The organism is Candidatus Didemnitutus sp. (genome assembly GCA_019634575.1).
In the GTDB taxonomy this organism is placed as follows: Bacteria; Verrucomicrobiota; Verrucomicrobiia; order Opitutales; family Opitutaceae; genus Didemnitutus.
On record JAHCAY010000004.1, the window covers coordinates 275,358 to 299,127 of the forward strand.

19 protein-coding genes and 1 tRNA gene are annotated in these 23,770 nt (G+C 65.7%); 15 read left to right on the plus strand and 5 right to left on the minus strand.

The features are described 5' to 3' along the window. Positions 1–83 precede the first annotated feature (83 nt). On the minus strand, positions 84–1,169 hold the full coding sequence (locus tag KF715_21120) for a glycosyltransferase (protein ID MBX3739203.1): 1,086 nt from the start codon (positions 1,167–1,169) through the stop codon (positions 84–86). A 36-nt stretch (positions 1,170–1,205) separates the two neighbouring features. Here KF715_21120 and KF715_21125 point away from each other — a divergent pair, with 36 nt between their 5' ends. The 3 genes from KF715_21125 to KF715_21135 all read left to right on the plus strand — a co-directional run bounded on the left by KF715_21125 (position 1,206) and on the right by KF715_21135 (position 3,281). After that, positions 1,206–1,628 carry a phage holin family protein gene (locus KF715_21125; protein MBX3739204.1) on the plus strand — a complete coding sequence of 141 codons (423 nt, stop codon included), beginning with the start codon at positions 1,206–1,208 and terminating at the stop codon, positions 1,626–1,628. A 121-nt stretch (positions 1,629–1,749) separates the two neighbouring features. Continuing rightward, the gene (lpdA, locus tag KF715_21130; GenBank protein ID MBX3739205.1) at positions 1,750–3,144 is read left to right on the plus strand and encodes a dihydrolipoyl dehydrogenase; all 1,395 of its coding nucleotides are present in this window, start codon (positions 1,750–1,752) and stop codon (positions 3,142–3,144) included. Positions 3,145–3,206: 62 nt separating this feature from the next. Then, positions 3,207–3,281: transfer RNA gene (locus KF715_21135), tRNA-Arg, on the plus strand. A gap of 123 nt (positions 3,282–3,404) precedes the next feature. On the opposite strand, the gene KF715_21140 is transcribed toward KF715_21135, so the two are convergent. The 3 genes from KF715_21140 to KF715_21150 all read right to left on the minus strand — a co-directional run bounded on the left by KF715_21140 (position 3,405) and on the right by KF715_21150 (position 4,601). Then, positions 3,405–4,031 (minus strand): DedA family protein, encoded by a 627-nt coding sequence (locus KF715_21140; protein ID MBX3739206.1) that lies wholly within the window; start codon positions 4,029–4,031, stop codon positions 3,405–3,407. Between the two features lie 61 nt (positions 4,032–4,092). Beyond that, complete coding sequence (locus KF715_21145) at positions 4,093–4,248, minus strand: small basic protein (GenBank protein MBX3739207.1); 156 nt, start codon at positions 4,246–4,248, stop codon at positions 4,093–4,095. A 14-nt stretch (positions 4,249–4,262) separates the two neighbouring features. After that, complete coding sequence (locus KF715_21150) at positions 4,263–4,601, minus strand: divalent-cation tolerance protein CutA (GenBank protein MBX3739208.1); 339 nt, start codon at positions 4,599–4,601, stop codon at positions 4,263–4,265. A gap of 145 nt (positions 4,602–4,746) precedes the next feature. Here KF715_21150 and KF715_21155 point away from each other — a divergent pair, with 145 nt between their 5' ends. The 8 genes from KF715_21155 (at position 4,747) to KF715_21190 (ending at position 13,007) form a co-directional block, all read left to right on the plus strand. Then, complete coding sequence (locus tag KF715_21155) at positions 4,747–4,947, plus strand: DNA-directed RNA polymerase subunit omega (GenBank protein ID MBX3739209.1); 201 nt, start codon at positions 4,747–4,749, stop codon at positions 4,945–4,947. A gap of 175 nt (positions 4,948–5,122) precedes the next feature. Next, entirely contained in the window at positions 5,123–5,593 is a 471-nt protein-coding gene (gene smpB / locus KF715_21160; protein MBX3739210.1) for an SsrA-binding protein SmpB, read from the plus strand. Positions 5,594–5,599: 6 nt separating this feature from the next. Then, a complete protein-coding gene (thrB, locus tag KF715_21165) occupies positions 5,600–6,559 on the plus strand; it encodes a homoserine kinase (protein ID MBX3739211.1) in 960 nt (319 codons plus the stop codon). 128 nt (positions 6,560–6,687) lie between these two features. Further along, positions 6,688–7,329 (plus strand): glycerol-3-phosphate 1-O-acyltransferase PlsY, encoded by a 642-nt coding sequence (gene plsY, locus KF715_21170; protein MBX3739212.1) that lies wholly within the window; start codon positions 6,688–6,690, stop codon positions 7,327–7,329. A gap of 105 nt (positions 7,330–7,434) precedes the next feature. Then, the gene (locus tag KF715_21175; GenBank protein ID MBX3739213.1) at positions 7,435–8,655 is read left to right on the plus strand and encodes an aspartate kinase; all 1,221 of its coding nucleotides are present in this window, start codon (positions 7,435–7,437) and stop codon (positions 8,653–8,655) included. A gap of 69 nt (positions 8,656–8,724) precedes the next feature. Beyond that, positions 8,725–10,083, plus strand: coding sequence for a threonine synthase (locus KF715_21180; protein ID MBX3739214.1), 1,359 nt, complete (start codon positions 8,725–8,727; stop codon positions 10,081–10,083). Positions 10,084–10,248: 165 nt separating this feature from the next. Then, positions 10,249–12,159 carry a CocE/NonD family hydrolase gene (locus KF715_21185; GenBank protein ID MBX3739215.1) on the plus strand — a complete coding sequence of 637 codons (1,911 nt, stop codon included), beginning with the start codon at positions 10,249–10,251 and terminating at the stop codon, positions 12,157–12,159. Positions 12,160–12,263: 104 nt separating this feature from the next. After that, positions 12,264–13,007, plus strand: a complete 744-nt coding sequence (locus tag KF715_21190; protein ID MBX3739216.1) for a class I SAM-dependent methyltransferase — start codon at positions 12,264–12,266, stop codon at positions 13,005–13,007. Between the two features lie 12 nt (positions 13,008–13,019). On the opposite strand, the gene KF715_21195 is transcribed toward KF715_21190, so the two are convergent. After that, positions 13,020–14,471 carry a PLDc N-terminal domain-containing protein gene (locus KF715_21195; protein MBX3739217.1) on the minus strand — a complete coding sequence of 484 codons (1,452 nt, stop codon included), beginning with the start codon at positions 14,469–14,471 and terminating at the stop codon, positions 13,020–13,022. A 287-nt stretch (positions 14,472–14,758) separates the two neighbouring features. Here KF715_21195 and KF715_21200 point away from each other — a divergent pair, with 287 nt between their 5' ends. From KF715_21200 to KF715_21215, 4 genes are all read left to right on the plus strand, one after another. Next, positions 14,759–18,538, plus strand: coding sequence for a TonB-dependent receptor (locus KF715_21200; GenBank protein MBX3739218.1), 3,780 nt, complete (start codon positions 14,759–14,761; stop codon positions 18,536–18,538). 157 nt (positions 18,539–18,695) lie between these two features. Further along, complete coding sequence (locus KF715_21205) at positions 18,696–19,931, plus strand: SGNH/GDSL hydrolase family protein (protein ID MBX3739219.1); 1,236 nt, start codon at positions 18,696–18,698, stop codon at positions 19,929–19,931. Positions 19,932–19,940: 9 nt separating this feature from the next. Further along, positions 19,941–22,082, plus strand: a complete 2,142-nt coding sequence (locus KF715_21210) for a glycoside hydrolase family 3 C-terminal domain-containing protein (GenBank protein MBX3739220.1) — start codon at positions 19,941–19,943, stop codon at positions 22,080–22,082. 5 nt (positions 22,083–22,087) lie between these two features. After that, complete coding sequence (locus KF715_21215; protein MBX3739221.1) at positions 22,088–23,770, plus strand: DUF5597 domain-containing protein; 1,683 nt, start codon at positions 22,088–22,090, stop codon at positions 23,768–23,770.

Below are 23,770 nucleotides of genomic sequence, written 5' to 3' on the forward strand. Positions count from 1 at the left end.
GCCTCGTGCCATGAACGGGCCCGGGTCCATCCGCCTAACAAACGACGCTCGGCGCCGCAAGCGCGCTGCCCACACGAACTGTCCTAAACCTTCACCAACTGGGTGAACAGATTGAGGTGGGCGCTGATCTGTTGCTCGGCGGTGAACTCGTCGCGGGCGTGGCGGCGGGCGGTCTCGCTGTAGCGGCGACGGAGGCCAGGCTCGCGGATGAGGCGGTCGAGCGCGTCGACGAAGCCGGCCTGGTCCTTGTTTTTCAGCAGCACGCCGGATTGGCCGGGAATGAAGCATTCGCCGACACCGACGATGTCGTAGGCCACGGCGGGCAGGCCGTGGAGCTGCGACTCGATGAGGAAGTTCGACAGCGATTCGCTTTGCGAGGCGAGCACGGCGAGGTCGGAGGCGTGGTAGAGCGGTGTGGGCTCGGGCTGGTAACCGAGGAAGCGCACGCGGCCTCCGAGGCCGAGATCGTGCGCGAGGCGTTCGCAGCGTTTGCGCTCCACGCCGTCGCCGGCGAGCCAGAGCTGCCAGTCGAGGTAACCGGGGAGTTTCGAGCAGATTTCGATCAGTTCGCGCTGGTTTTTCTCCGGGCGGAACATCGCGACGTTGAGCATCACGACGGTGCTCGGGTTGGCGCCATAGTAGCGGCGGAGGGCGTGATTGCGCGCGCCGTCGACGTCGTGCGAGCGCAGCACGGGATTATGGATGACGGTGATCTTGTGCGAGGCGATGTCGTGGTCGTCGGTCAGCACGCGCTTGGCCACGTGGCTGTTGGCGATGACGTGGCGGCAACGGCGCAGCGAGCGCCGGAACAGGTAGGGAAGGGACTTGCCCGTGCGCATGGTGCAGACGACCACCGCATGCGGCAGGCGCTTTTGGATGAAGCCGGCGTAGCAGTTCGCCATGCGTCCCATGCAAAGCACGAGGTCCGGCGCGGCCTCGGTGGCGGCGCGGAGCAGGCCGGGCGCGAACCAATCGAGGTGAAGATCGAAGGGTTGCAGCGACTTGAACGCGAAAGGCTGGTTGTCCGCATCGTCCCCGAGTGCACCGCGCGGGCGGAAGGTGAGCAGCGTGACCTCGTGCCCGGCTTTGGCGGCCGCGGCGCCGAGGAAGACGGCGTGGCGTTCGGTGCCGCCGCTGCGCAGGTAGTCTTGGACGATCAGGATTTTCATTGCTCCCCGAGGAATCGGGCTAGAGTCATGCAGGCCATGAACAACCCGTTCGTCAACCTGCTCGTGCGGTGGATGGTGCTCGCGCTCGGCGTCGTGCTCAGCGCGACGCTCGTGCCCGGCATTCATTACGACACGGCGGGGACGCTCGCGGTGGTCGTGATCCTGCTGAGTTTCCTCAACGCGGTGCTGAAGCCGCTGATGGTGCTCTTCACGCTGCCGTTCATCGTGCTGTCGCTCGGCGTCGGCGTGTGGCTGATCAATGCGGTGCTGTTCTACTTCGTCGGCAAGCTCGTCGACGGCTTCCACGTCGCGGGTTTCGGCTCGGCGCTGCTCGGCGCGCTCGTGGTGAGCGTCACGAACCTGATCCTCACGCAGATGCTGAAGCGCGCGGCAGTGCCGCCGCCCGCGTCGCGCGGTCCGCGCGGAGACGGGAAGCGCGACGACGTGATCGATATCTGAGTCGCGGCCGAGTCCAAGCGAGTGAGAACGGGACGGCGAAATTACGCCTTCGCTGGCAGCGGAGATTGCATTTGACGCTACCGGGAGCGGGGGCGACGTTCGCCGCTCAAAATCTACGCCTATGTCAGAAGCAATCTACGACTTGGTAGTCATCGGTGGCGGTCCGGCCGGTTACGCGGCGGCGATTCGCGCCGGTCAGCTCGGCAAGAAGGTCGCGTGCATCGAAATGGAGCGCGCCGGCGGCACCTGCCTTAACTGGGGCTGCATCCCGACGAAGGCGCTGCTGAAGAGCGCCGAGCTGTTCCGCACGATCCAGAAGGCCGAGAGCTACGGCTTGAGCGTGCAGGGCGCGTCGTTTGATTTCCGCAAGGTCGTGGAGCGCTCGCGCGGCGTCTCGGCGCAGATGGCCAAGGGCATCGAGTTTCTCTTCCGCAAGAACAAGGTCGATTACTTCATCGGCCGCGGCCAGGTGACCGTGCCCGGCATGGTCGAGATCGTCGACGGCGAAAACAAAGGAAAATTCTTCCGCACGAAAAACATCCTCGTCGCCACCGGCCAGAAGCCGCGTGCGCTGCCCGGCCTGCCGGTCGACGGCACGCGCGTGATGACCTCCCGCGAGGCGCTCGCGGCGAAGGAGCTGCCTAAGTCGATCGCGATTATCGGCGCCGGCGCCATCGGCGTGGAGTTCGCGTATTTCTTCAACGCCTTCGGCTCGAAGGTAACGCTCGTCGAGATGCTCCCGCAGATTCTGCCCGTCGAGGACGAGGAGGTCGCGAAGACGCTCGAGCGAAGCTTCGCCAAGCAGGGCATCGCGGTCCACACGGCCACCAAGAGCGAAAATATCCGCGTCGGCGACAAGAGCGTGAAGCTCGACCTCGTGAAGGACGGCGCGAAGACCGAGATCGAGGTCGATACCGTGCTCGTCGCCGTCGGCATCGTGTCCGCGATCGACGGTTTGTTCTCTGCCAAGGTGAAGGTCGAGACCGATCGTGGTTTCGTGAAGGTCGACGCCAATTACCAGACCAGCGTCGCCGGCATCTACGCCGCCGGCGACATCCAAGGTCCGCCGTGGCTTGCGCACGTCGCGACGTTCCGCGCGGTCAACGCCGTCAACGGCATGTTCGGCCACAGCAAGCCCAAGCAAGTCGACAAGTTCCCTGGCTGCACCTACTGCCAGCCGCAGGTCGCGAGCACGGGCCTGACCGAGAAGGCCTGCAAGGAAAAGGGCCTCGCCTACAAGATCGGCAAGTTCCCGTTCACGGCCGTCGGCAAGGCCGTCGCGTCGGGCGACTCCGAAGGTTTCGTGAAGGTCATCAGCGACGCGAAGACCGGCGAGATTCTCGGCGTGCACATCATCGGCAGCGAGGCCACCGAGCTCATCGCCGAATACGGCCTGGCGATGAATCTCGAAGCGACGATCGACGAGATCCACCACACGATTCACGCGCACCCGACGCTCTCCGAGGCGCTCGGAGAAGCCGCCGCCGCGACGAATAACGAGGCGATCCACATCTGACGCCGCACAAAAGCGGCTTGAACTCGCGCGCGCGCGGCCGAAAGCTGCGCGCGTTGTTTTTTGCGAGTGTAGCACAATGGATAGTGTAGTGGCCTCCGAAGCCATTGATCCGGGTTCGACTCCCGGCACTCGCACCAGCCTTCGCCAAGGCTTCGGCTGGCAAGCCGTCGATGTATGGCGCAACATCACACCCGCCCACGAAAAAGGCCGGCACATCGCCGGCCTTCGTTTTTGGCGGGTAGGGTGTGCCGCGAGACGCGTCATTCGCTGGCTTTGCGCATCTGACGATGCACGAAAAACCAATACATGACACCGAGCGCGCCGAGCACGCCGATGGCCCAAATCGTGATCGAGCGGAGTTCACCGCGCATCAGTGCCTCGTCTTGGCCGGCTTTGATGCCGAGCCAGCAAAGCACGGTGCACCAGAGACCGGAGCCGACGAGCGTCCAGAGGGAGAATTTCCAGTAATCCATGCGCACGATGCCGGCAGGAATGCCGATCAAGTGGCGCACGACCGGCAGCAGGCGCGAGGCGAAGATGCCGTAGTTACCGTAGGCGGAGGCCCAGCGCTCGGCCTTTTCGACTTTCTCCGGCGGAGCGAGGAAGAACTTGCCGTAGCGGAGCACGAGCGGCCGGCCGGCCCAGCGCGAAGCCCAATACATCGCCGTGGCACCGAGCCACGAGCCGAGCGCGCCGGCGATGACGATGCCGGTGAGGCTCATACCGCCCTTGGTGTGCGCGAGGTGCGCGGCGGGCGGAATGATCAATTCGCTCGGCAGCGGGATGAACGTGCTCTCGAGAAACATGAGCAGCGCCACGAGCGCGTAGCCGCCGCTCTCGAGCGAGCGGGCATACCAGTCGGTGAGTTGTTTGAGCAGGTCGTGCATGGGAATGAAAAAGGGCAGGTCGCGCGAACGAGCCTGCCCAGTTGGAAAATTCAGCGGCCGATCAAACGTCGGGCTTGGTCTTGCGGAGACCCTGCACGCGATCGCCTTCCTTCCACTGGCCGCGCTTCTTGAGGATGGCGACGCGCTCGAAGCGCTTGAGGACATTGCGCTTCACGACGAGGCCGCCGGAAGACTTGAGGCTGTTGTGCTGGGACATGGTAAGTGGGTCGTTTAAGGTGATTTCGACGTTGGAAAGGGGCCATGGCTAGAGTTGGCCATAGCCCATGACAAGTATTTTTCACTCACGCTCTCCGCGCTGACCTCGATCCACTGCGGTGTGCGATAGGGATGGCGCGCGTGGACCCACGCGCTAAGCGCCGAAGTGTTGGCCGGGAGGCACTTAAACCATAACCGAAATTCCTCCGCGCGCTCCAGTTTCCCTTCGTAGTGGTAGAACGAGACGATCGGCCCGTCGATTTGAGCGCACGCAGCGAGCCGGGCTTCGACGGCGCCGCGCGCCAGGCGCTCGGCGTCCTCGCGTTTTTCGGTGGTAGTCCAGGCGACGATCACGGCGGCAGTCTTGCGCGAAAAGGCGGAGCGGCAAAACGAAAACCGCCGCCGCGGCGCGCGTCCGGACCGAGCGACGGCGGGAAAGATTTCCCCCTTGACGCTGCGGGGGTGTGACGTAGGTCTCTCCCTTCCCAATTTCCCAACCATGAGAGACGAATACATCAAGGACGCCCAAAAGGTTATCCAGGACCCGAACGTGCTGATCAACGTGGTGTCGCGCCGCGTCAAGCAGCTCCGCCGGGGCAGCCGTCCGCTCGTGGAGTCGCTCGAAAAGCTCAGCCCCGAAGACATCGCCCTGCGCGAGATCATCGAAGGCAAGATCAGCTACGAAGTGACGCACGCCTGAGCCGCCCGACGGCTCCCGTTCACCGAAGCGCGGCAACCTCGCCGCGCTTTTTTGTTTTCCGACTTTCCCGGCGACGGACACCGCCGGTCGTTCACTTGTCTGTCATCCTTCCGTCGCGCCCGGCTTCGTGTCTCGCCAAACTCCCGCCAAATCCTTTTCGTTCACCTCTCCCGCCATGGCCGCCAAAGCCCACGACTCCGCCCGTTTCACCGAGATGCGCAATCCGAAGGCGCTGCGGGATTTCTTCATTCACGACAAGTTCGAGGCCGGCGTGAAACTCGTCGGCACCGAGGTGAAGTCGATCCGTGCCGGCAAAGCGCAGATCACGGACGGATTCTGCCGTATCGAGAAGGGCGAGGTCTGGCTCTACGGCGCCTACATCGAGGAGTATTCGCACGGCGGTCTCTCGCAACACGCCCCGCGTCGCCCGCGCAAGCTCCTGCTCAAGGCCAACGAAATCCGGAAGCTCCAGCAGGCCGTCGAGACCGGCGGCCGCGTGATCGTCGCGCTGCGCATGTATTTCAAGGAGGCGCTGGTGAAGGTCGAGATCGCGACCGCGAGCGGCAAGAAGCAGTTCGACAAGCGCGAGGACCTCAAGAAACGCGAGCAGAACCTCGAGGCGCGCCGCGCGCTGCGCCGCCGCTGATTTTCCATGAAAAAAAGGCCGACCCCACGCCGACCGAAAACCAAAGCCCGCAGTCTGCTGCAGTCCGTCACCGTCCGCGTGCCGGGCAGCACGTCGAACCTGGGTGCGGGTTTCGATACTCTCGGACTCGCGGTCGCGCTCTACAACGACGTCACCTTGTGCCGCACCGCCGAGGCGGGCGTGCATGCGGCGTCGCCCGACGCGGTCGCCGGCGTCGACATGGCGAGCGAGGCGGCCGCGTGGTTCTTCGCGCGCGCGGGCGTGCCGGAATTCGGCTTTTCCTTCGTGGTTCGCGGCGACGTGCCGATGTCGCGCGGCCTGGGTTCGAGCGTGACGCTCCGCGCCGGCATCGTGGCCGGCTTGAACGAGCTCAGCGGTGCCGGCCTCGACAAGGCCGACCTTGCTGAACTCGTCACCAAGCTCGAAGGCCACCCCGACAACGCCACGCCCGCCGTGCTCGGCGGTTTCTGCGTCGGCCGCACCGATCCGAGCCGCGGCGTGCTCACCGGCGTCGTGCGCCGCTCCATCGGCCGGGAACTCGTCTTCGTCGTCGTCTCGCCCTCGCAGGAGCTCGAAACGAAAAAAGCGCGCGGCATTCTGCCGAAGGAGATCCCGTATTTCGACGCGGTGCGCAGCATCAACAGCGCGAGCTATGTCGTCGCTGCGTTCCTCTCCGGCGAATACGACCGTCTCGCGCACGCCGTCGCCGATTTCATGCACGAGCCGTATCGTCTGCCGCTGATTCCGGGGGCGCGCGATGCGATCGAGGCCGGTGTGGCTGCCGGTGCGTTGACCGGCTGGCTGAGCGGCAGCGGTTCGAGCGTGATGTGCGTCGCGCGTCCGACCAAGGCCGCGAAAGTAGCGCGCGCGATGGTGCACGCGTTCGCTGCCGCGAAGGTGCCGAGCCGGTCGTTCCGCCTGCATGCGGACAACGATGGGCTCCGGATCATCGCGCGCGCTCGCTGAGGCGCCGCGAGGGTGGGCTGCCGCCCGTCGTTTGCAGCTGGGATGCAGCGGCGTGCTTGTGTGACCGATAAAGCGTTGACCGGTCGTCCCGCACGCCCGCAGTGTCACCGAAATCGACCTGGGCCCCGATGAGTAATTTCTGGATCACCGCTTCTGCGCTTGCCGGCTATTTGCTGGGCGCCTTGCCGTTCGGCTACCTCGTCGCGAAGGCGCACGGCGTCGATATTTTCAAGGCCGGCAGCGGCAATCCCGGCGCGACGAACGTGAAACGCGTCCTCGGCGCCAAAGCGGGCAACACGGTGCTCGCGCTCGACATGCTCAAAGGCGCTGTCGCGACCGCTTGGCCGTTGCTGCCCTTCGTCGATGAAGAACGCAAAGTTGTCCTCCAGCTCATCGGTGTCGTCGGTGCCGTGATCGGACACGCGTTTTCGGTTTTTACGCGGTTCAAGGGCGGCAAGAGCGTCGCTACCGCGGCCGGTGGACTGTTTGTGCTCATCCCCCTCGCCGGTCTCATCGCGGCGGCGACGTGGGTTGTGACGTTCTACGCGTCGCGTTACGTGTCGCTCGCGTCGATCCTCGCGGCGGTGGCCATCATCGTTTGCAGCTGGGTGCTGCCGCATCACGTGGCGGTCGCTGTCATTGCCACCGTGCTCGCGAGCTTCGTGATCGTCCGCCACCACGAGAACATCCGCCGCCTGTTGAATGGCACGGAAAACCGCTTCGTGAAGAAGCCGGCTGCACCGGCCGACGGTAAATCTCCCTCCGCTTAGCTCGGGGCACCTCGTTGTTCCGCTGTGACTTGGGGTATGACGCAACCCCGCCTCTGGGGCCTTGCCAAGCCGCCGCGCTCGCGGGCATAGAGTCAGGTTCTCGCCATGGCTCTCATCGTTCAAAAATACGGCGGCACCTCCGTGGGTGACGTCGAGCGCATCAAGAACGTCGCCGCCCGCATCAAGATCACGCGCGACGCCGGCCACCAAGTGGTCGTCGTCGTGTCGGCTCGCGCGGGCGTGACGAATGAACTGATCGCGCGCGCCAAAGCCGTGAACGCTCGCCCCGACGCGCGCGAGATGGACATGCTCCTCGCCGTCGGCGAGCAGGAGACGATCGCGCTGACCGCGATGGCGCTGCACGCGCTCGAGGTCCCCGCGGTTTCCTACACCGGCCCGCAGGCCGGTATCGTCACCGACCTCGCGCACACCAAGGCGAAGATCCAAAACATCATCCCGACCGCGCTGCGCAAGGATCTCGATGGCGGCAAGGTCGTCATCGTCGCCGGTTTCCAGGGCCTCAACGAAAAGGGCCAGATCACCACGCTCGGCCGCGGCGGCTCCGACCTCACCGCCATCGCGCTCGCCGCCGCGCTCCGCGCCGACAAGTGCGAGATATACACCGATGTCGACGGCGTCTACACCGCCGACCCGCGCCACGTCCCCGAGGCGACCAAACTCGAGGAAATTTCCTACGACGAGATGCTCGAACTCGCCTCGCAGGGCTCGAAGGTCATGCAGTCGCGCTCCGTCGAGTTCGCCAAGAAATACGGCGTCGTTTTCGAAGTCCGCTCCAGCTTTAACCACAACCCGGGAACCATCGTGAAAGAAGAAGTCGCTTACATGGAAAAGGTCGTCGTCCGCGGCGTCGCCGTCGACAAGGACCAGGCCAAGGTCGTCGTCAGCAACCTGCCCGACAAACCCGGCACCGCCGCCGCCGTTCTTCGCTCGCTCGCCGACGCCAACGTCAACGTCGACATGATCGTGCAGAACGTCGGCTCCCACGGCGTCGCGACGCTCACGTTCACCGTCCCGAAGGACGACGCGCATCTCGCGGTCAAGATTCTCCCCGACATCTTCAAGAAGCTCGGTGGCGGCGAAGTCGCGGCCTACGACAACATCGCGAAGCTCTCCGTGGTCGGCGTCGGCATGCGCACTCACGCCGGCGTGGCCGCCCAGATGTTCGAGGCGCTCGCCGAGAAGAGCGTCAACATCGAGCTGATCACGACTTCCGAGATCAAGGTCACCCTCGCGATCGCCCGCGACCGCGCGGACGACGCCCAGCGCGCTGTCCACAAGGCGTTTGGCCTCGGCAAGGCGTCCTGATCGCCGCTCGCCGGTCGCGCGTTCGCCTTCAGCCGATGCCAAAGCGAACGATATAGGAGGAAACAGCCGATGAAATTCGTCTCCACGCGAGGCCAGGCTCCCGCCGTTTCCTTCACCGAAGCGGTCGCTCTCGGCTTGGCGCCGGACGGCGGTCTGTATCTCCCGGAAGCGCTGCCCGACCTCACCCCGCGTCTGCGCAGTTGGGCCCAGCTCAGCTACGCCGACCTCTGCGCGGAGTTCATGTCGGTGTTCGCCACCGACGTCGCGGACGACGTCATCGCGCGCCTCGCGCACCGCTCCTACGGCCGCTTCACGCATCCCGAGATCGCGCCGCTGCGCCGGCTCGCGGACAACGTCTACGTGCTCGAGCTGTTCCACGGTCCGACGCTCGCGTTCAAGGATTTCGCCCTGCAGTTCCTCGGCAATTTCTACGGTTGGCACTGCGAGCAGACCGGCCGCAGTCTCAACGTCCTCGGCGCGACCTCCGGCGACACCGGCGCCGCGGCGATCCACGGCCTGCTCGGCAAGCCGCGCACTGCGATCTTCATTCTCTATCCCGACGGTCGCGTTTCGCCGCTGCAGGAGCGCCAGATGGCCTGCACCGGTGCAGCCAACGTCCACGCCCTCGCGCTCGACGGCACCTTCGATGATGCGCAACGCCTCTTGAAGGACGCGTTCGGCGACCGCGAATTCGCCGCGCAGCACCATCTCTCCGCCGTCAACTCCATCAACCTCGCGCGCGTGCTCGCCCAGTGCGTCTATTACCTGCACGCGTGGCTGCACTTGCCGGAAGCGGCGCGCGAGAATCTCGAGTTCGTCGTGCCGACCGGCAATTTCGGCAATGTTTTCGCCGGCTGGCTGCTCGAGCGCATGGGCGTGCCCATCGCGGGCTTCAAGGTCGCGACGAATCAAAACGACATCCTCCACCGCTTCTTCACGACGGGCGAATATCGCGTCGGCGCCGTGCACCCGAGCCTCGCACCGTCGATGGACATCCAGGTCGCCTCGAACTTCGAGCGCTGGCTCTACTATCACTTCGATGAGGATCCGGCGAAGGTCCGCGCGACGATGGACGAGCTGAAACGCACCGGCGCGACGCAAGTGTCGGACTTCAACACGCACGTCTTCAGCTCCTCGCGTTCCACCGACGTCGACATCAAGGCGAATATCCAACGCATCCATGAACGACGCGGCTACGTCCTCGATCCGCACACGGCGTGCGGTTTCCAGGATTTGAACCCGACGCGCACCAGCGTCGTGCTCGCCACGGCGCACCCCGCGAAATTTCCCGAGGCGCTCCGCGACGCCATCGGCGTCGAGCCCACGCACCCGACGCTCGAGGCGCTGAAAGCGAAACCGCTCGCGAAGCACCGTCTGCCGACCGATCTCGCGACGCTCAAGGAATTCATCCGCGCGCACGGCGTGTAGCGTGCCAGTCGGTGTCGGTATTGCATGAAAAGTAGTGGGAGCTTCCAGCTCCCGCCTTTGCACGAACTCGAACCCACGGGAGCTGGAAGCTCCCGCTACATTGGTGTCTTGCGCGCCCCACCTTTGCGTTGCGCCGTCGTCGCCGTCGCGTAGCTTCGCGCCGCCATGAGACTTCTCCACGCCGCCGGCCTGCTCGTCGCAGGCGTCCTTGGGTTCACTGTTTCAATCGCGCAGACCTCGCCGCTCACGCCCGACATTCCGGCGAAATTCACGCCGCCGACCGACGCCTACGATTACGTCAAACGCGTCGAAATGATCCCGATGCGCGACGGCGTGAAACTCTACACGGTGATCGTCGTCCCGAAAGGCGCGAAGCGCGCTCCCATTCTCCTCACGCGCACGCCCTACGACGCAGCCAACCGCGCCAGCCGCACCAAGTCGCCGCGCCTGCTCGCGACGCTCGCTCTCGCCGACGAGGTCTTCGCCGCCGACGGCTACATTCGCGTTTATCAGGACGTGCGCGGCAAGCACGGCTCCGAGGGCGACTACGTCATGACCCGCCCGCCACGCGGCCCGCTCAACGACAGTAAGGTCGACCACACCACCGATGCGTGGGACACGATCGATTGGCTGGTGAAGAACGTCCCCGAGTCCAACGGCCGCGTCGGCATGATCGGCTCATCCTACGAGGGCTTCACCGTGGTGATGGCGCTGCTCGATCCGCATCCGGCGCTGAAAGTCGCCGCGCCCGAGAGCCCGATGATCGACGGCTGGATGGGCGACGATTGGTTTCACTACGGCGCGTTCCGCCAGGTGAACTTCGACTACTTCACCGGCCAACTCGGCGGAAAATCCAAGGGCGATCGCGCCGTGCGTGGCGACGTCGACGATTACGACAACCTGCGCCGAGTCGGCTCGGCCGGAGCGTTCGCGCGCGCGACCGGCATCGATCAGTTGCCGTGGTGGAAAAAGCTGACCGAGCATCCGAGCTACGACGCGTTCTGGCAGGAGCAGGCGCTCGATCATCTCCTTGCCAAGATTCCGCTGAAGGTTCCGACGTTGTGGCTCCAAGGTCTCTGGGATCAGGAGGACATCTGGGGCGCAGTGCACGCGTATCCAGTCATGGAAACCAAAGACACGGACAACACGAAGAACTTCCTCGTGCTCGGTCCGTGGTTTCACAGTCAGATCGGTCGCGACGGCAGCACGCTCGGCCCGCTCCGCTGGGAAGGCGACACGGCGCTGCAAGTGCGCCGCGACATCATCAAGCCGCTCTTCGATCAATACCTGAAGGACAACGCGCCGCGCGCGAACACGCCGCCGGTCTTCGTCTACAACACCGGCGAAAATCGCTGGGAGAAATACGACCGTTGGCCACTCGCCGGCGAGAATACCGAATTGCCGGGAACGATGCTTTTTCTTCGAGAGAATGGTGCGCTCAGCTTCGACGGTCCCGAAACCAAAGAGTCGTTCGACGAATATGTTTCCGATCCCGCGAAGCCGGTCCCGTATCTACCGCGCCCCGTGAAATTCAGCGACGGCGACGCCTGGCGGCGCTGGCTCGTGACGGACCAGCGGTTTGTCGCGGATCGTCCCGATGTGCTCGTTTACCAGACCGAGCCGCTCGCCGCACCGGTGCACCTTGCGGGCGCGCCGGTCGTGAACCTGCTCGCGTCGACCAGCGGCACGGACAGCGATTGGGTCGTGAAGATCATCGACGTTTTCCCGGACGAGTATCCGTCGCGGCCCGAGTTTGGCGGTTATCAGCTGCCGATCTCGCTCGAGATTTTCCGCGGACGCTATCGCGAGAGCTTCGAAAAGCCCGCCGCGCTCGAGCAGGGCAAGCCGCTCGCCTACACGTTCGCGCTGCCGCACGCGAATCACGTCTTCCAACCGGGCCACCGCATCATGGTGCAGATCCAGTCGACGCTGTTTCCGCTCTACGACCGCAACCCGCAGAAGTTCGTCCCGAACATCTTTCTCGCGGCGCCCGGCGATTACCAAAAAGCCACGCAGCGCATCTACCGCGGCGGCACGAGCGGCACGTTCATCGAGTTGCCGGTCACGCCGCAGTAGCGATTCTGAAAATTTCCGATGTGGCCGCATAACGGCGCCTGCAAACACGCGAGCCGTCGGGACGCGCGCTGGCGCCGGTTCCGCGCGCCGGTCAAGGTGGTCGTGTGAAGTTTCAGGACCATTTCTCGAATCAGGCGGCCGTCTATGCGCAGTCGCGCCCGACGTATCCGGTGACGTTCTTCGATGAGCTGGCGCGGCTCGCGCCGGCGCGCGGATTGGCTTGGGACTGCGGCACAGGCAACGGGCAGGCCGCGGTCGCGCTGGCCGCGCACTTCCAGCGCGTCATCGCCACCGAGCCGAGCGAGGCGCAACTGGCCGCCGCGACGCCGCACGCGCGCGTGGTTTATCTGCGCAGCGCGGAACTTGCCCCGACGGTGCGCGATGGCACGGTCGATCTCGTCACCGCGGCGCAGGCGGCGCACTGGTTCGACCGCGCGAAATTCTATGCGGAGGTGAAACGCGTGTTGCGCCCCGGAGGCGTGGTGGCGCTGTGGAGCTACTGGCTGGCGCGCGTGAACCCCGAGATCGATGCCGTCGTGGACCGGTTCTATGCGGAGACGACGGGACCCTATTGGCCGCCGGAACGGCGCCACATCGAGAGTCGCTATCGCGATTTCGATTTTCCGTTCGCTGAACTGCCTTTCCCGCCGTGCACGATCACGCGCGAATGGTTGGCGGACGATCTCGTTGCCTTCCTGGCGAGTTGGTCCGCGGTGGATCGTTACCGGAAAGCGCGCGGGGAGGATCCCATTCCGGCTGTGGCCGCGGAGCTACGGGCGCGGTGGGGCGATGGACGGCGGACCGTCACTTGGGGGATGTTCGGGCGACTGGGCCGAGCGGTCGCTTGAGCGCGGGCGGCGCTAGAGCAACGGGGCGAGCAGGCGGCTGAGTTCTTCGCCGAGGGTCGAGAAGAACTTCGGCGGGCGCTTCGCTTGCGGCATCGGTTTGCAATGCGCGAACACGCCGCGCATCCAAGCGGCGAGATGTTCGGCGTCACAGGCCGAGTAGGTGACGGCGGCGACCTCGAAATTCACGAAGAGCGAGCGCAAGTCCATGTTGGCCGAACCCCAGAGGCCGGTGGCGCCGTCCACGAGGATCGCTTTCGCGTGGTTCATGCCCGGACCGTAGAGCTGCACGCGCACGCCGGCTTGCTGCAACTCACGCAGGTAGTGTTTGCGCGCGAGGTCGGTGATCGGGTGATTCGAACGCGCCGGGACCACGAGGCGGACGTCGATGCCCGCGCGCGCCTGCACCATGAGTGAGCGCTGCAGCACTTCGTCGGGGATGTAGTAGGGCGTGACGATCCACACGCTGCGCTCGGCCTGTTGCACGAGGGAGAGGATGCCTTCGTAGAGCGGGTCGCCGGGCACGTCGGGGCCGCTGGCGACGATCTGGAGCTCGCTGTCGCCCACCGCCGCGGGCACGCCCGGAGGAATTTCGTCATGGAGCGCGGCGATCGTTTGCCCGCTCGCGTAGGCCCAGTCGGCGAGGAAAATTTCCTCGAGCAGGCTCACGGCCGGGCCCTCGATCACCGCGCCGAAGTCGCGGAAGCGGCGCTTCAGCGGCGTCGGCCCCATGTATTCGGTCGCGAGATTGCGCCCGCCGACGACGGCGAGCCGGTGATCGAACACCGCGATTTTCCGGTGATTGCGCAGGTTGGCCGAGCCGCGCGTTTGCAGCGGCAGCATCGGCATGAACGACACGACCTCGCCGCCGGCCGCGCGAATCGGGTCGCAGAAGGAGCCGTTGGTGAAGAAGCAGCCGAGCGAGTCGAGCAGCAGGCGGACCTTCACGCCCTCGCGCGCGCGCTGCGCGAGGAGCTTCACCACGCGGCGCCCGACGATATCGCGGCCGAGGATGAAGGTCATGATGTGGATCGTGTGCTTGGCCTCGAGGATCTGCCGTTCGAGCTGGCGGTAGGAATCCTCGCCCGAGGCGACGAACTCCACGCGGTTGCCGCCGACGGGCGGGCACGCGCCGTTGAGCGTGAGCACGCGCGCGGCGAAGGTGTTCGCGGCGGGGGAGGGCGGCGCGCCGGGCACGACCGGGCAGAGGCGCGCCTTGGTGGCGGCGAGGCGTTTGAGTTTCCGGCCGCCGAAGAGCAGAAACAGCGGCACGCCGACGTAGGGCACGAACGCGATCGCGAGCAGCCACGCGAAGGTGTTGCCCGGTTGCTTGCGCTCGCTCACGAGACGCGCGATGGCGAAGAACGCCAGCAGGAAGCCGAGCACGGTGAGCACGTGCGGCAACACGCCGAAGATCCACGGGTGATGCTTCGCGGTGTCGACTGCCTGCTCCAGTGCCGGATCCATCGGTGAGCAGATAATCCGGCGTGCGGCGCGGATGCAAGTAGCGCGCGCGTCCGATTGTCTCCCGCGCGGTTCGTTTTTGGTGCCCCGGTGTTTTCGCTCGGAAACGGGCGGCGCACGCGTTTGGATTCTAGTGTTAGAACGGTGAAGGTTTTGCGGCGCGCACCGTCGCGGGACTAGCGGTTCTGTGCGGCGCACCCCTGCGCTCACCACCCCCAATCCCCAAACTGACGCGCGAGATTACCCCAATATCTCCGCGCTTCCGTAACCGCAGAACTACGCTGTAAGGTATGAAAACCCCGTCCAGATTAGGCTTGGCCTTCCTGTTTGCCGCAGGCGGCTGGCAGCTCGGAGCACAAACCGTCGCTCCTGTTACGAAACCCCTGGCTGACGAAGAGACCGTGGTCCTTTCGCCGTTCGAGGTTCAGGTGCAGAAGGACAATGGCTATCAAGCGACCGAAACCCTCGCCGGCACGCGCATCCGCACCGATCTGAAGGACGTCGGCGGCGCGCTCTCGGTCTACACGAAGGAATTCATGCGGGACATCGGCGCGACCGACAATTCCTCGCTGCTCCAATACACCACGAACGCCGAAGTCGCCGGCACGCGCGGCAGCTATGCCGGCTTGGGCAACGGCACGAGCATGGACGAGTCCGGCACCTTGCGCGCCCCCGGCAGCGCCCAGCGCGTGCGCGGCCTCGCGGCGGCGGACAACACCCGCGACTTCTTCATCACCGACATTCCGTGGGACTCGTATAACGTCGACCGCATCGACATCCAGCGCGGCCCCAACGCCATCCTCTTCGGCTTGGGCAGCCCGGCCGGCATCGTGAACGCCACGACGCGCAACGCCGAGTTCCGCAACAAACACGAGGCCCAGTTCCGCGTCGGCTCCTACGGCAGCACGCGCAGCTCCGTCGATCTCAATCAGGAGATCATCAAGAACGTGCTCGCGGTCCGCCTCGACGCCATGTGGAACAACGAGAAATTCCAACAGAAGCCGGCGTTCCAGGACGACCGTCGTTACTACGCCGCCCTGCGCTTCGACCCGCAGCTCTTCAAGGATCGCACCTGGCACACCAGCCTGAAGGCGAAGTATGAGAACGGCGACATCAAGGCCAACCGCCCGCGCATCACGCCGCCGAACGACAGCATCACGCCGTGGTTCCGCGCCGTCGACACGACCAGCCTCAACGGCGGCATGGGCAAGCTCGCGGTCAATAACGGCTATGAAGTCGGCGCGGCGCTCTCCGCGGTCAACCCGTGGCTCAGCGGCGGCAACATCGATCAGCAGCAGCCCGCGTGGTTCATCGACGGCCTCACCAATGCGCTCGACCGCATCTACGGCGGCTACGTCAACGTCGGCGCCCGCAACAACGACGGCACCGTCCGCGGCGTGAACGACAACCTCATCGGCCAGCGCTACGCGCAGCCGTTCTTCGGCCTCACCAGCCTGAGTTCCTATGCGGGCATCGCCAACCTCCCCGGCGCGACCTACGGCCAATACCGCACCGCCTCGCTGCTCGATCCCTCCGTCTTCGATTTCTACAACAAACTCATCGACGGCCCGACCAAGCGCGAGTGGGAGAACTGGAACGCCTACAACATCGACCTCTCGCAGACCGCATTCGACGACCGCCTCGGCGTGCAGTTCAGCTACGACTACCAGAAATACAAGCGCGGCGGCGAGGCCCTCCTCGGCAATAGCGATTACAGCAGCCCGACGCTCACGATCGACATCCTGAAAAACTTCCAGGATCTCGCCACCAACTCGAACTTCGGCCGCCCCTACGTGCTCGGCGGCCCCGGCGGCGGCAACTCCTACGAAAGCGAACGCAAATACACTCGCGGCTCCCTCTTCGGCGAACTCCGCGCACGCGACATCTTCGACAGCCCCTTCCTCGTGAAGCTGCTCGGCAAGCACCGCCTCAACGGCGTCTACAGCGACGAAAAATACTTCGCCGAAACCCGCCGCTGGCAGATGTATGCCAACAACCGCGCCTGGGACAGCTACTGGACCCGCGCCGACGGCAATCTCAACGGCATCAATAACCGCGCCCCCGTCGCCGTCATTTACCTCGGGCCCTCCGTCGCCAATCAGTCGACCGCCGCCGGCGCGAACATCCCGAACATCGGCGCGCCGATCGGTCTGTCCGACGGCAACCTCTATTATTTCAACTCCACCTGGACCAACCCGACCGGCGTGAACTACAACGCGCCCTGGACCGTCCCCGCGAACCTCCAGTCGATGTTCAGTCCCACCGGCGGCCCGAACTACGACGGCGTCACGCCTTACTCCGGCTACACGCAGGTGTCGAATCCCGCCAACTACGTCGGCTGGAACACGGGCTACCAGATGAATCTCCTGCGCTATAACGACGGCGAAAATCTCGGCCTGCTCCGCAACGCCTCCAAGAGCCTGCGCACGACCAAGTCCTACGCCGGCACCTGGCAGGGTTTCCTCTGGAACGAGGCCATCATCCCGACGCTCGGCTGGCGCTACGACGTCGTCAAAGGCCGCAACGTCACCGCCAACTCCGTCGCGAGCAACCGCGCCATGCTCAACCTCAACGAGACCGGCGCCGCGAGCACGCTGCCCTACGCGCTGCCCGACAGCGCCACCGGCCTGAACAGCAACCAGTCCTACTCCCTCTTCAAGGACCACTCGACTTCGGGCGGCGTCGTCGTGCACCTCAACAAGCTCCTCGAGAAGGACCCGCTGCCGATCAACGTCAGCCTCTCCTACAACAAATCGAGCAACTTCCAGGTCACGAACACCCGCCGCGACATCTACGGCAACCTGATCGGCAATCCCACCGGCACGACCAAGGACTACGGCGTGCTGCTCTCCACCAAGGACGGCCGCTACTCGCTCCGCGTCGTGAAATACGAGACCGGCCTCAAGAACGCCGACACGCAGCTCGATGCCGCCGGCCTCACCGGCACGATCAAGAACGGCCTGAACTGGCGTAACATCATGCTCTATCACATGACCGGTTACGCGTGGTCCACCGTCACGACCGGCTCCAACATCCGCTTCGAGTGGAATCCCGCCTACGTGAACCAATACGGCCGCACCGTTTGGTCGCAGGACAAGGTCAACGCCGGTCAGCCCGCCCCCGCCGGCTCCGTGCTGCAGACCGACGCCCAGTCGATCGCCCAGCGCGACGCCTCGATCCGCGCCTGGAACGAGATTCAAAAATACCTCGCCGACCGCGGCTACTTCTCCGCGTGGAACTACGGCGTCGGGCCCACCACGCTGGCCAAGCTCACGGACCGCGCCACCTACGAGGCGAACCCCGCCGCTTACCAGCCCGACTCCACCAGCGTCTACGACTACCGCAATAATCCCGCGCTGCAGGGCTTCGCGGTCACGGCCGACACGGAGTCGAAAGGCTATGAATTCGAACTCACCGCCAATCCCACCCGGAACTGGCGCGTCAGCTTCAACGCCTCCAAGACCACCGCCATCCGCACCAACGTCGGCGGCGCCGAACTCGACGCCCTCGTCGCCTACCTGACGAAGCAGATCGGCACCGCCACCGTCCCCGGCGCGGCCGGCGACATGATCATGTTCAACGGCCACTTCGACGACCCCACCAACGTGATCTGGAACAACAGCACATGGAAAAACTTCCGCTCCGGCTACACGCTGCTGAAGCTCCAGGAAAACGCCGCCGCCTCCGAACTCCGCAAATGGCGCTACAACTTCGTCACGAACTACTCGTTCACCAACGGCCTGCTCAAGGGCACCGGCGTCGGCGGCAGCTATCGCTGGCAGGACAAGGTCGTCATCGGCTACCCGGTGCTCGCCGACGCGGGCGGCCTCGCCACCTTCGACCTGAGCAAGCCCTACTACGGCCCCGCCGAAAAGGGCATCGATCTCTGGGTCAGCTACGAACGCAAGCTCACCAAGAACATCGGCTGGAAGATCCAGGCCAACGTCCGCAACCTCGGAAACAAGAACGGACTCATCCCGATCTCCGTCCAACCCGATGGCCAGACCTGGGCCGGCGTCCGCCTGCAGCCCGTCGAAGAATGGTTCGTTACCAACACATTCACCTTCTGAGGTAGAAACGTGCCCGGCTCCTCGGGGGAGAGGCCGGGCGCGCCTATCGCCCATTCCCCCTTTGAAACCACCGGCCGGAGCGGAAAATATTCCACTCCGGCTGGCGAATCTCCCGGAAACTCCCTCCACCCGCGGCGCCAGCCGCCGATCACCCGCCATGTCCGCCCTCGCGAAAAGCCGCCGCCTTGCTCTCTGGCTTTTCGTTGGCTGCGTCCTGTGGCCATTCGCGGTGGCGACGCACGCCGAGCCGCGCTGGATCGGCACCTGGGCCACCGCCCCGATTCCCGAGCGGCCGGGCCAGGACACGCCCACGCTGGCCGCCGCGACCTTCCGCCAAAACATCCACATTTCGCTCGGCGGCCGCACGGTGCGCTTGCGCCTCTCGAATGCGTTCGGCGCCACGCCGCTCCGCCTCGCCGGTGTGCACCTCGCGCTCGCCGCGCCCGGCGGCGCCATCCAACCCGGCACCGATCGCGCCGTGAAATTCGCCGGACAGGACGCGGTGACGATTCCCGCCGGCGCTCCGCTCGTGTCGGACCCGCTCGATTTCCCGCTCCCGCCGCAAGCCGACGTCTCGATCTCGATTCACTTCGCCGCGGAGCTCCCCGATACGCTCACCGCCCACCCGGGCTCGCGCACCACGTCGTTCCTGCAACCGGGCGACGCACTCGCCACCGTGACGCTGCCCGACGCGCGGAAGGTCGAGCGCTGGTATTTCATCAACGGTCTCGACGTGCTCGTCGACGCGCCCGCAACCTCCGCGCTCGCCATCCTCGGCGACTCGATCACCGACGGACGCGGCACCACGACCGACGCCAACAATCGCTGGCCCGACGAGTTCGTGCGCCGCTACCAGGCGCAGCCCGGTCTGCCTCCGCTCGGCGTGCTCAATCTCGGCATCGGTGGCAACGCCCTCGTGCGCGGCGGCATCGGCCCGAACATCCTCGCACGATTCGATCGCGACGTCCTCGCCCAAAGCGGCGTGCGCTGGCTGCTCGTTTTCGCCGGCATCAACGATCTCGGCGGTCGCGTCAGCGCACGCAAGGAGCACCGCGAGTTTGCGTCCATTTCCGACCTGGTCGCCGGTTACCAACAGGTGATCACTCGTGCGCACAGCCGCAATCTCCGCGTCGTCGGCGCGACGATCACGCCCTATCAAGGCGCGGATTTCTATTGGACGCCCGACGGCGAAGCCGACCGCCAGAAGATCAACGAGTGGATCCGCCACAGCGGCGCGTTCGATGCGGTGGCCGACTTCGACGTCGCAGTCCGCGATCCGGAGCGCCCGACGCGCCTCCGGCCGGAGTTCGACAGCGGCGATCACCTCCATCTTTCCCCGGCGGGCTACGCGCGCCTCGGCGAAGCGCTTGCTCCTAATCTCTTTTCTCCCTGACGAATTTCTATGAGCATTTCGATGCCCGTGGCTCCCCAACCTTACCTCGATCCGTCTGTGCCGCTCGCCGCGCGCGTCGCCGACCTCATCGGCCGTCTGACGCTCGAGGAAAAAATCAACGCGCTCGGCCACGAGAACGGCCCGATCGAACGCCTCGGCCTGCCCGCCTACAACTGGTGGAGCGAGGCCTGCCACGGCGTCGGCCGCAACGGCCGCGCGACGGTCTTCCCGCAGGTGATCGCGCAGGCCGCGACCTGGAATCGCGAGCTGATCTACCAGATCGCCACCGCCGTCTCCGACGAGGCGCGTGCCAAGCACCACGCCGCGGCCCGCGCCGGGTTGCACGGCCAGCAATACCAAGGTCTCACGTTTTGGACGCCGAACATTAACATCTTTCGCGATCCGCGCTGGGGCCGCGGGCAGGAAACCTACGGCGAAGATCCCTACCTGACCGGTGAGCTCGGCCTCATGACCGTGCGCGGCCTGCAAGGGAACGACACGCGCTATCTAAAGGTCGCCGCGTGCGCCAAGCACTTCGCCGTCCACTCCGGTCCCGAGCACGAACGCCACGAATTCGACGCGCGCCCCACGCCGAAAGACCTGCACGAGACCTATCTGCCCGCGTTCGAGAAACTCGTGCGCGGCGGCGTCGAGGCGGTGATGGGCGCCTACAATCGCGTGTTTGGCGAGCCGGCGTGCGCCAGCCGGTTCCTGCTCGGGGAAATGCTCCGTCAGCGTTGGGGTTTTCGCGGGCATGTCGTCAGCGATTGCGGCGCGATCGACGACTTCCATCGCCACCACAAGGTCACGCCGGATTCCGCCGCCTCCGCGGCGCTCGCCGTGCGCAACGGCTGCGACCTCAATTGCGGCTGCACCTACAACGACCTCATCCTCGCGGTGCGCCACGGCCAGATCACCGAGGCGGAAATCGACACGGCGCTGGGCCGCCTGCTCGCCACGAGGTTCAAGCTCGGGATGTTCGATCCCGCCGAGACGGTCGCCTACACGAGCATTCCCGAGAGCGTCATCGACTCCGCGCCGCACCGTGCGCTTGCGCGCCGCGCCGCCGCGGAGTCCTTCGTCCTGCTCAAGAACCAGGACAATTTGCTCCCGCTGCCCGCGTGTCCCCGCAGCCTGCTCGTCGTCGGCCCGACCGCCGCGAACGTCGGTGCGATGCTCGGCAATTACTACGGCATCAGCTCGCGCATCGTCACTTTCATGGAAGGCCTCGTCGCACGCACGCCGGAAGGTTGCCGCGTGAAATATCGCCCGGGCTGCCCGATCTCGCAGGACGGCGCGCCCGGCGTGAATTACACCTTCGGTGCCGCGGCGATGTCCGACGTCGTCGTCGCCGTGCTCGGTCTCGACCCGACCTTGGAAGGCGAGGAGGGCGACACGGTCGCATCCCCCGTCGGCGGCGACCGTGTTCGCATCGAGTTGCCGGAGAACCAGCGCAAATTCCTCCAGGAACTTCGCGCCAACTCCAAGAAACTCATCCTCGTGCTCACCGGCGGCAGCGCGATTGCCATCCCCGAGGAGCACGAGCTCGCCGACGCCGTCATCTACGCGTGGTATGCAGGCTGCGAAGGCGGCGCCGCACTCGCCGATGTGCTCTTCGGCGACGTCGCGCCGTCCGGCCGTCTCCCGGTGACGGTGCCGCGCGCCACCGCCGATTTGCCGGCGTTCAACGATTACTCGATGCGCGGGCGCACCTATCGCTTCGCGACGGTCGAGCCGCTGTATCCCTTCGGCTTCGGTCTCGGTTATGCCAAGATCGTCTACGCGTCGCTCGCGCTCTCGCGGTCCGAGCTGAAGGGCGGCGAGACGCTCGAGGTGCGCGCCACCGTGCGGAACACGAGCGCGCTGCAAACGAAGGAGACCGTGCAGTGCTACCTGCTGCCGCCGGAGTTCACGCCGGATACGCCGCGGGCAGTGTTGGTCGAGTTCGCGAAGGTCGAGCTCGCGCCGCACGCGTCCGCTGAAGTCGCGTTCCAGCTGTCGTCGGACGCGCTGCGTCTCGTGAACGAGCAGGGCGAGCGCGTCTGGTGTCCGGGGTCCTACCGGATTCTCGTCGGCCCGGCGTCACCCGGCCCTCGGGCGCAGGCCCTCGGCGCGCCGGCACCGGTGACTGCGGCGCTCCAGCTGAGTTAAGCCGCATGCACCGCCAGCTCCGCGTCTCCGTAAAACTCCCGCTGCTGGCCGCCGCGCTGGCGCTGGCCGCACCGCTCTTCGCCGGCGAGCTCCCGCATCTTCGTGCGCAGGGCGCGGCGAAGCAGCTGATCGTCGACGGCGCACCGTTTCTCGTGCGTGGCGGCGAACTGGGCAATTCCAGCGGCGAGCCGGACTACTTGCGCCCGTTCTGGCCGAAATTGACGGCCATGAATCTCAACACCGTCGTCGCGCCGGTCTCCTGGGATTTGATTGAACCGCAGGAGGGGAAATTCGACTTCGCCACCGTCGACGGCCTGCTCACCGCCGCTCAGGCGCATGACATGCGCCTGGTGCTGCTGTGGTTCGGTTCCTGGAAGAACAGCATGTCCTGCTACGCGCCCGCTTGGGTGAAGGCCGACCCGACGCGCTTCCCGCGCGCGCAGGACTCCGCCGGCCGCGGCCTCGAAATCCTCTCGCCGTTCCACGCGGCCAATCGCGAGGCGGATGCGCGGGCTTTCTCAGCCCTGATGCGCCACCTGAAAACCGACGACCCGCAACACACGGTCGTCATGGTGCAGGTTGAAAACGAAATCGGCATGATCCCCGAGGCGCGCGATCGGAGCCCGGAGGCGGAAAAGGCGTTCGCCGCGCCCGCGCCGCCGGCGTTGCTGGACTACCTGACGAAGAACCGCGCCGCGCTCGCCCCGGAGCTGCTCGCGACTTGGACTGCCGCCGGCGCGAAGACCTCCGGCACTTGGGCGGAAGTCTTCGGCGCCACGCCGGCGGGCGAGGAGATTTTCATGGCGTGGCACTTCGCGCTCTACGTGCAGACGGTCGCGACGGCGGGCAAAGCCGAGTTGCCGCTCCCGATGTTCGCCAACGCCGCGCTCATCCGGCCCGGTTATCAGCCCGGTCAGTATCCGAGCGCGGGGCCGCTGCCGCACCTGATCGACGTCTGGCGCGCCGCCGCGCCGGCGCTCGATTTTCTCGCGCCGGATATCTACTTCCAGAATTTCAGTTACTGGGCGCAGGCCTACACGCGCAGCGGCAACCCGCTGTTCATTCCCGAGGCGCTGCGCGCACCCGAAGCCGCGGTGAATGCGCTCTACGCCTTCGGCCAGCTCGATGCCATCGGCTTCTCGCCGTTCGCGATCGAATCCAACACCGAGCCGGCCGCCGGCTATCTGGCCGCGAGCTTCGATCTCGTGCGCCAACTCGCTCCGCTGATCGCGGAGAAACAGGGTCGCGGTCTCATGGCCGGCTTCATTCAGGAAAGCGCCGAGAGCAAGCAGCCCCAGCAGGTGCGGATGGGAAAATGGATCCTGCGCGCTTCGTTCGAGCGCGCCGCGCCGCCCCAGTTGGCTGACGGTCTCGCCGTCGTGATCGGCGCGGAGAACTCCGCGCTCGCCGCCGGCGGACGCGCCGGCGCCGCCCCGGCGGGCGGACTGCTGATCGCGCTGGGTGACGACGAATTTCTTTTCGCCGGCATCGGGCTGACGATCACGTTCGCTTCGACCGAGCCGGGCCAACAGGCGGGTATCCTGAGCTGCGCCGAGGGCCGCTACGAAAACGGCGAGTGGAAGCACCTCCGCTGGCTCAACGGCGACCAGACTCACCAAGGCCGGCACGTGCGCCTCGAGCCCGGCCGCTTTTCGCTCCAACGCGTGAAGCTTTACCGCTATCGCTGA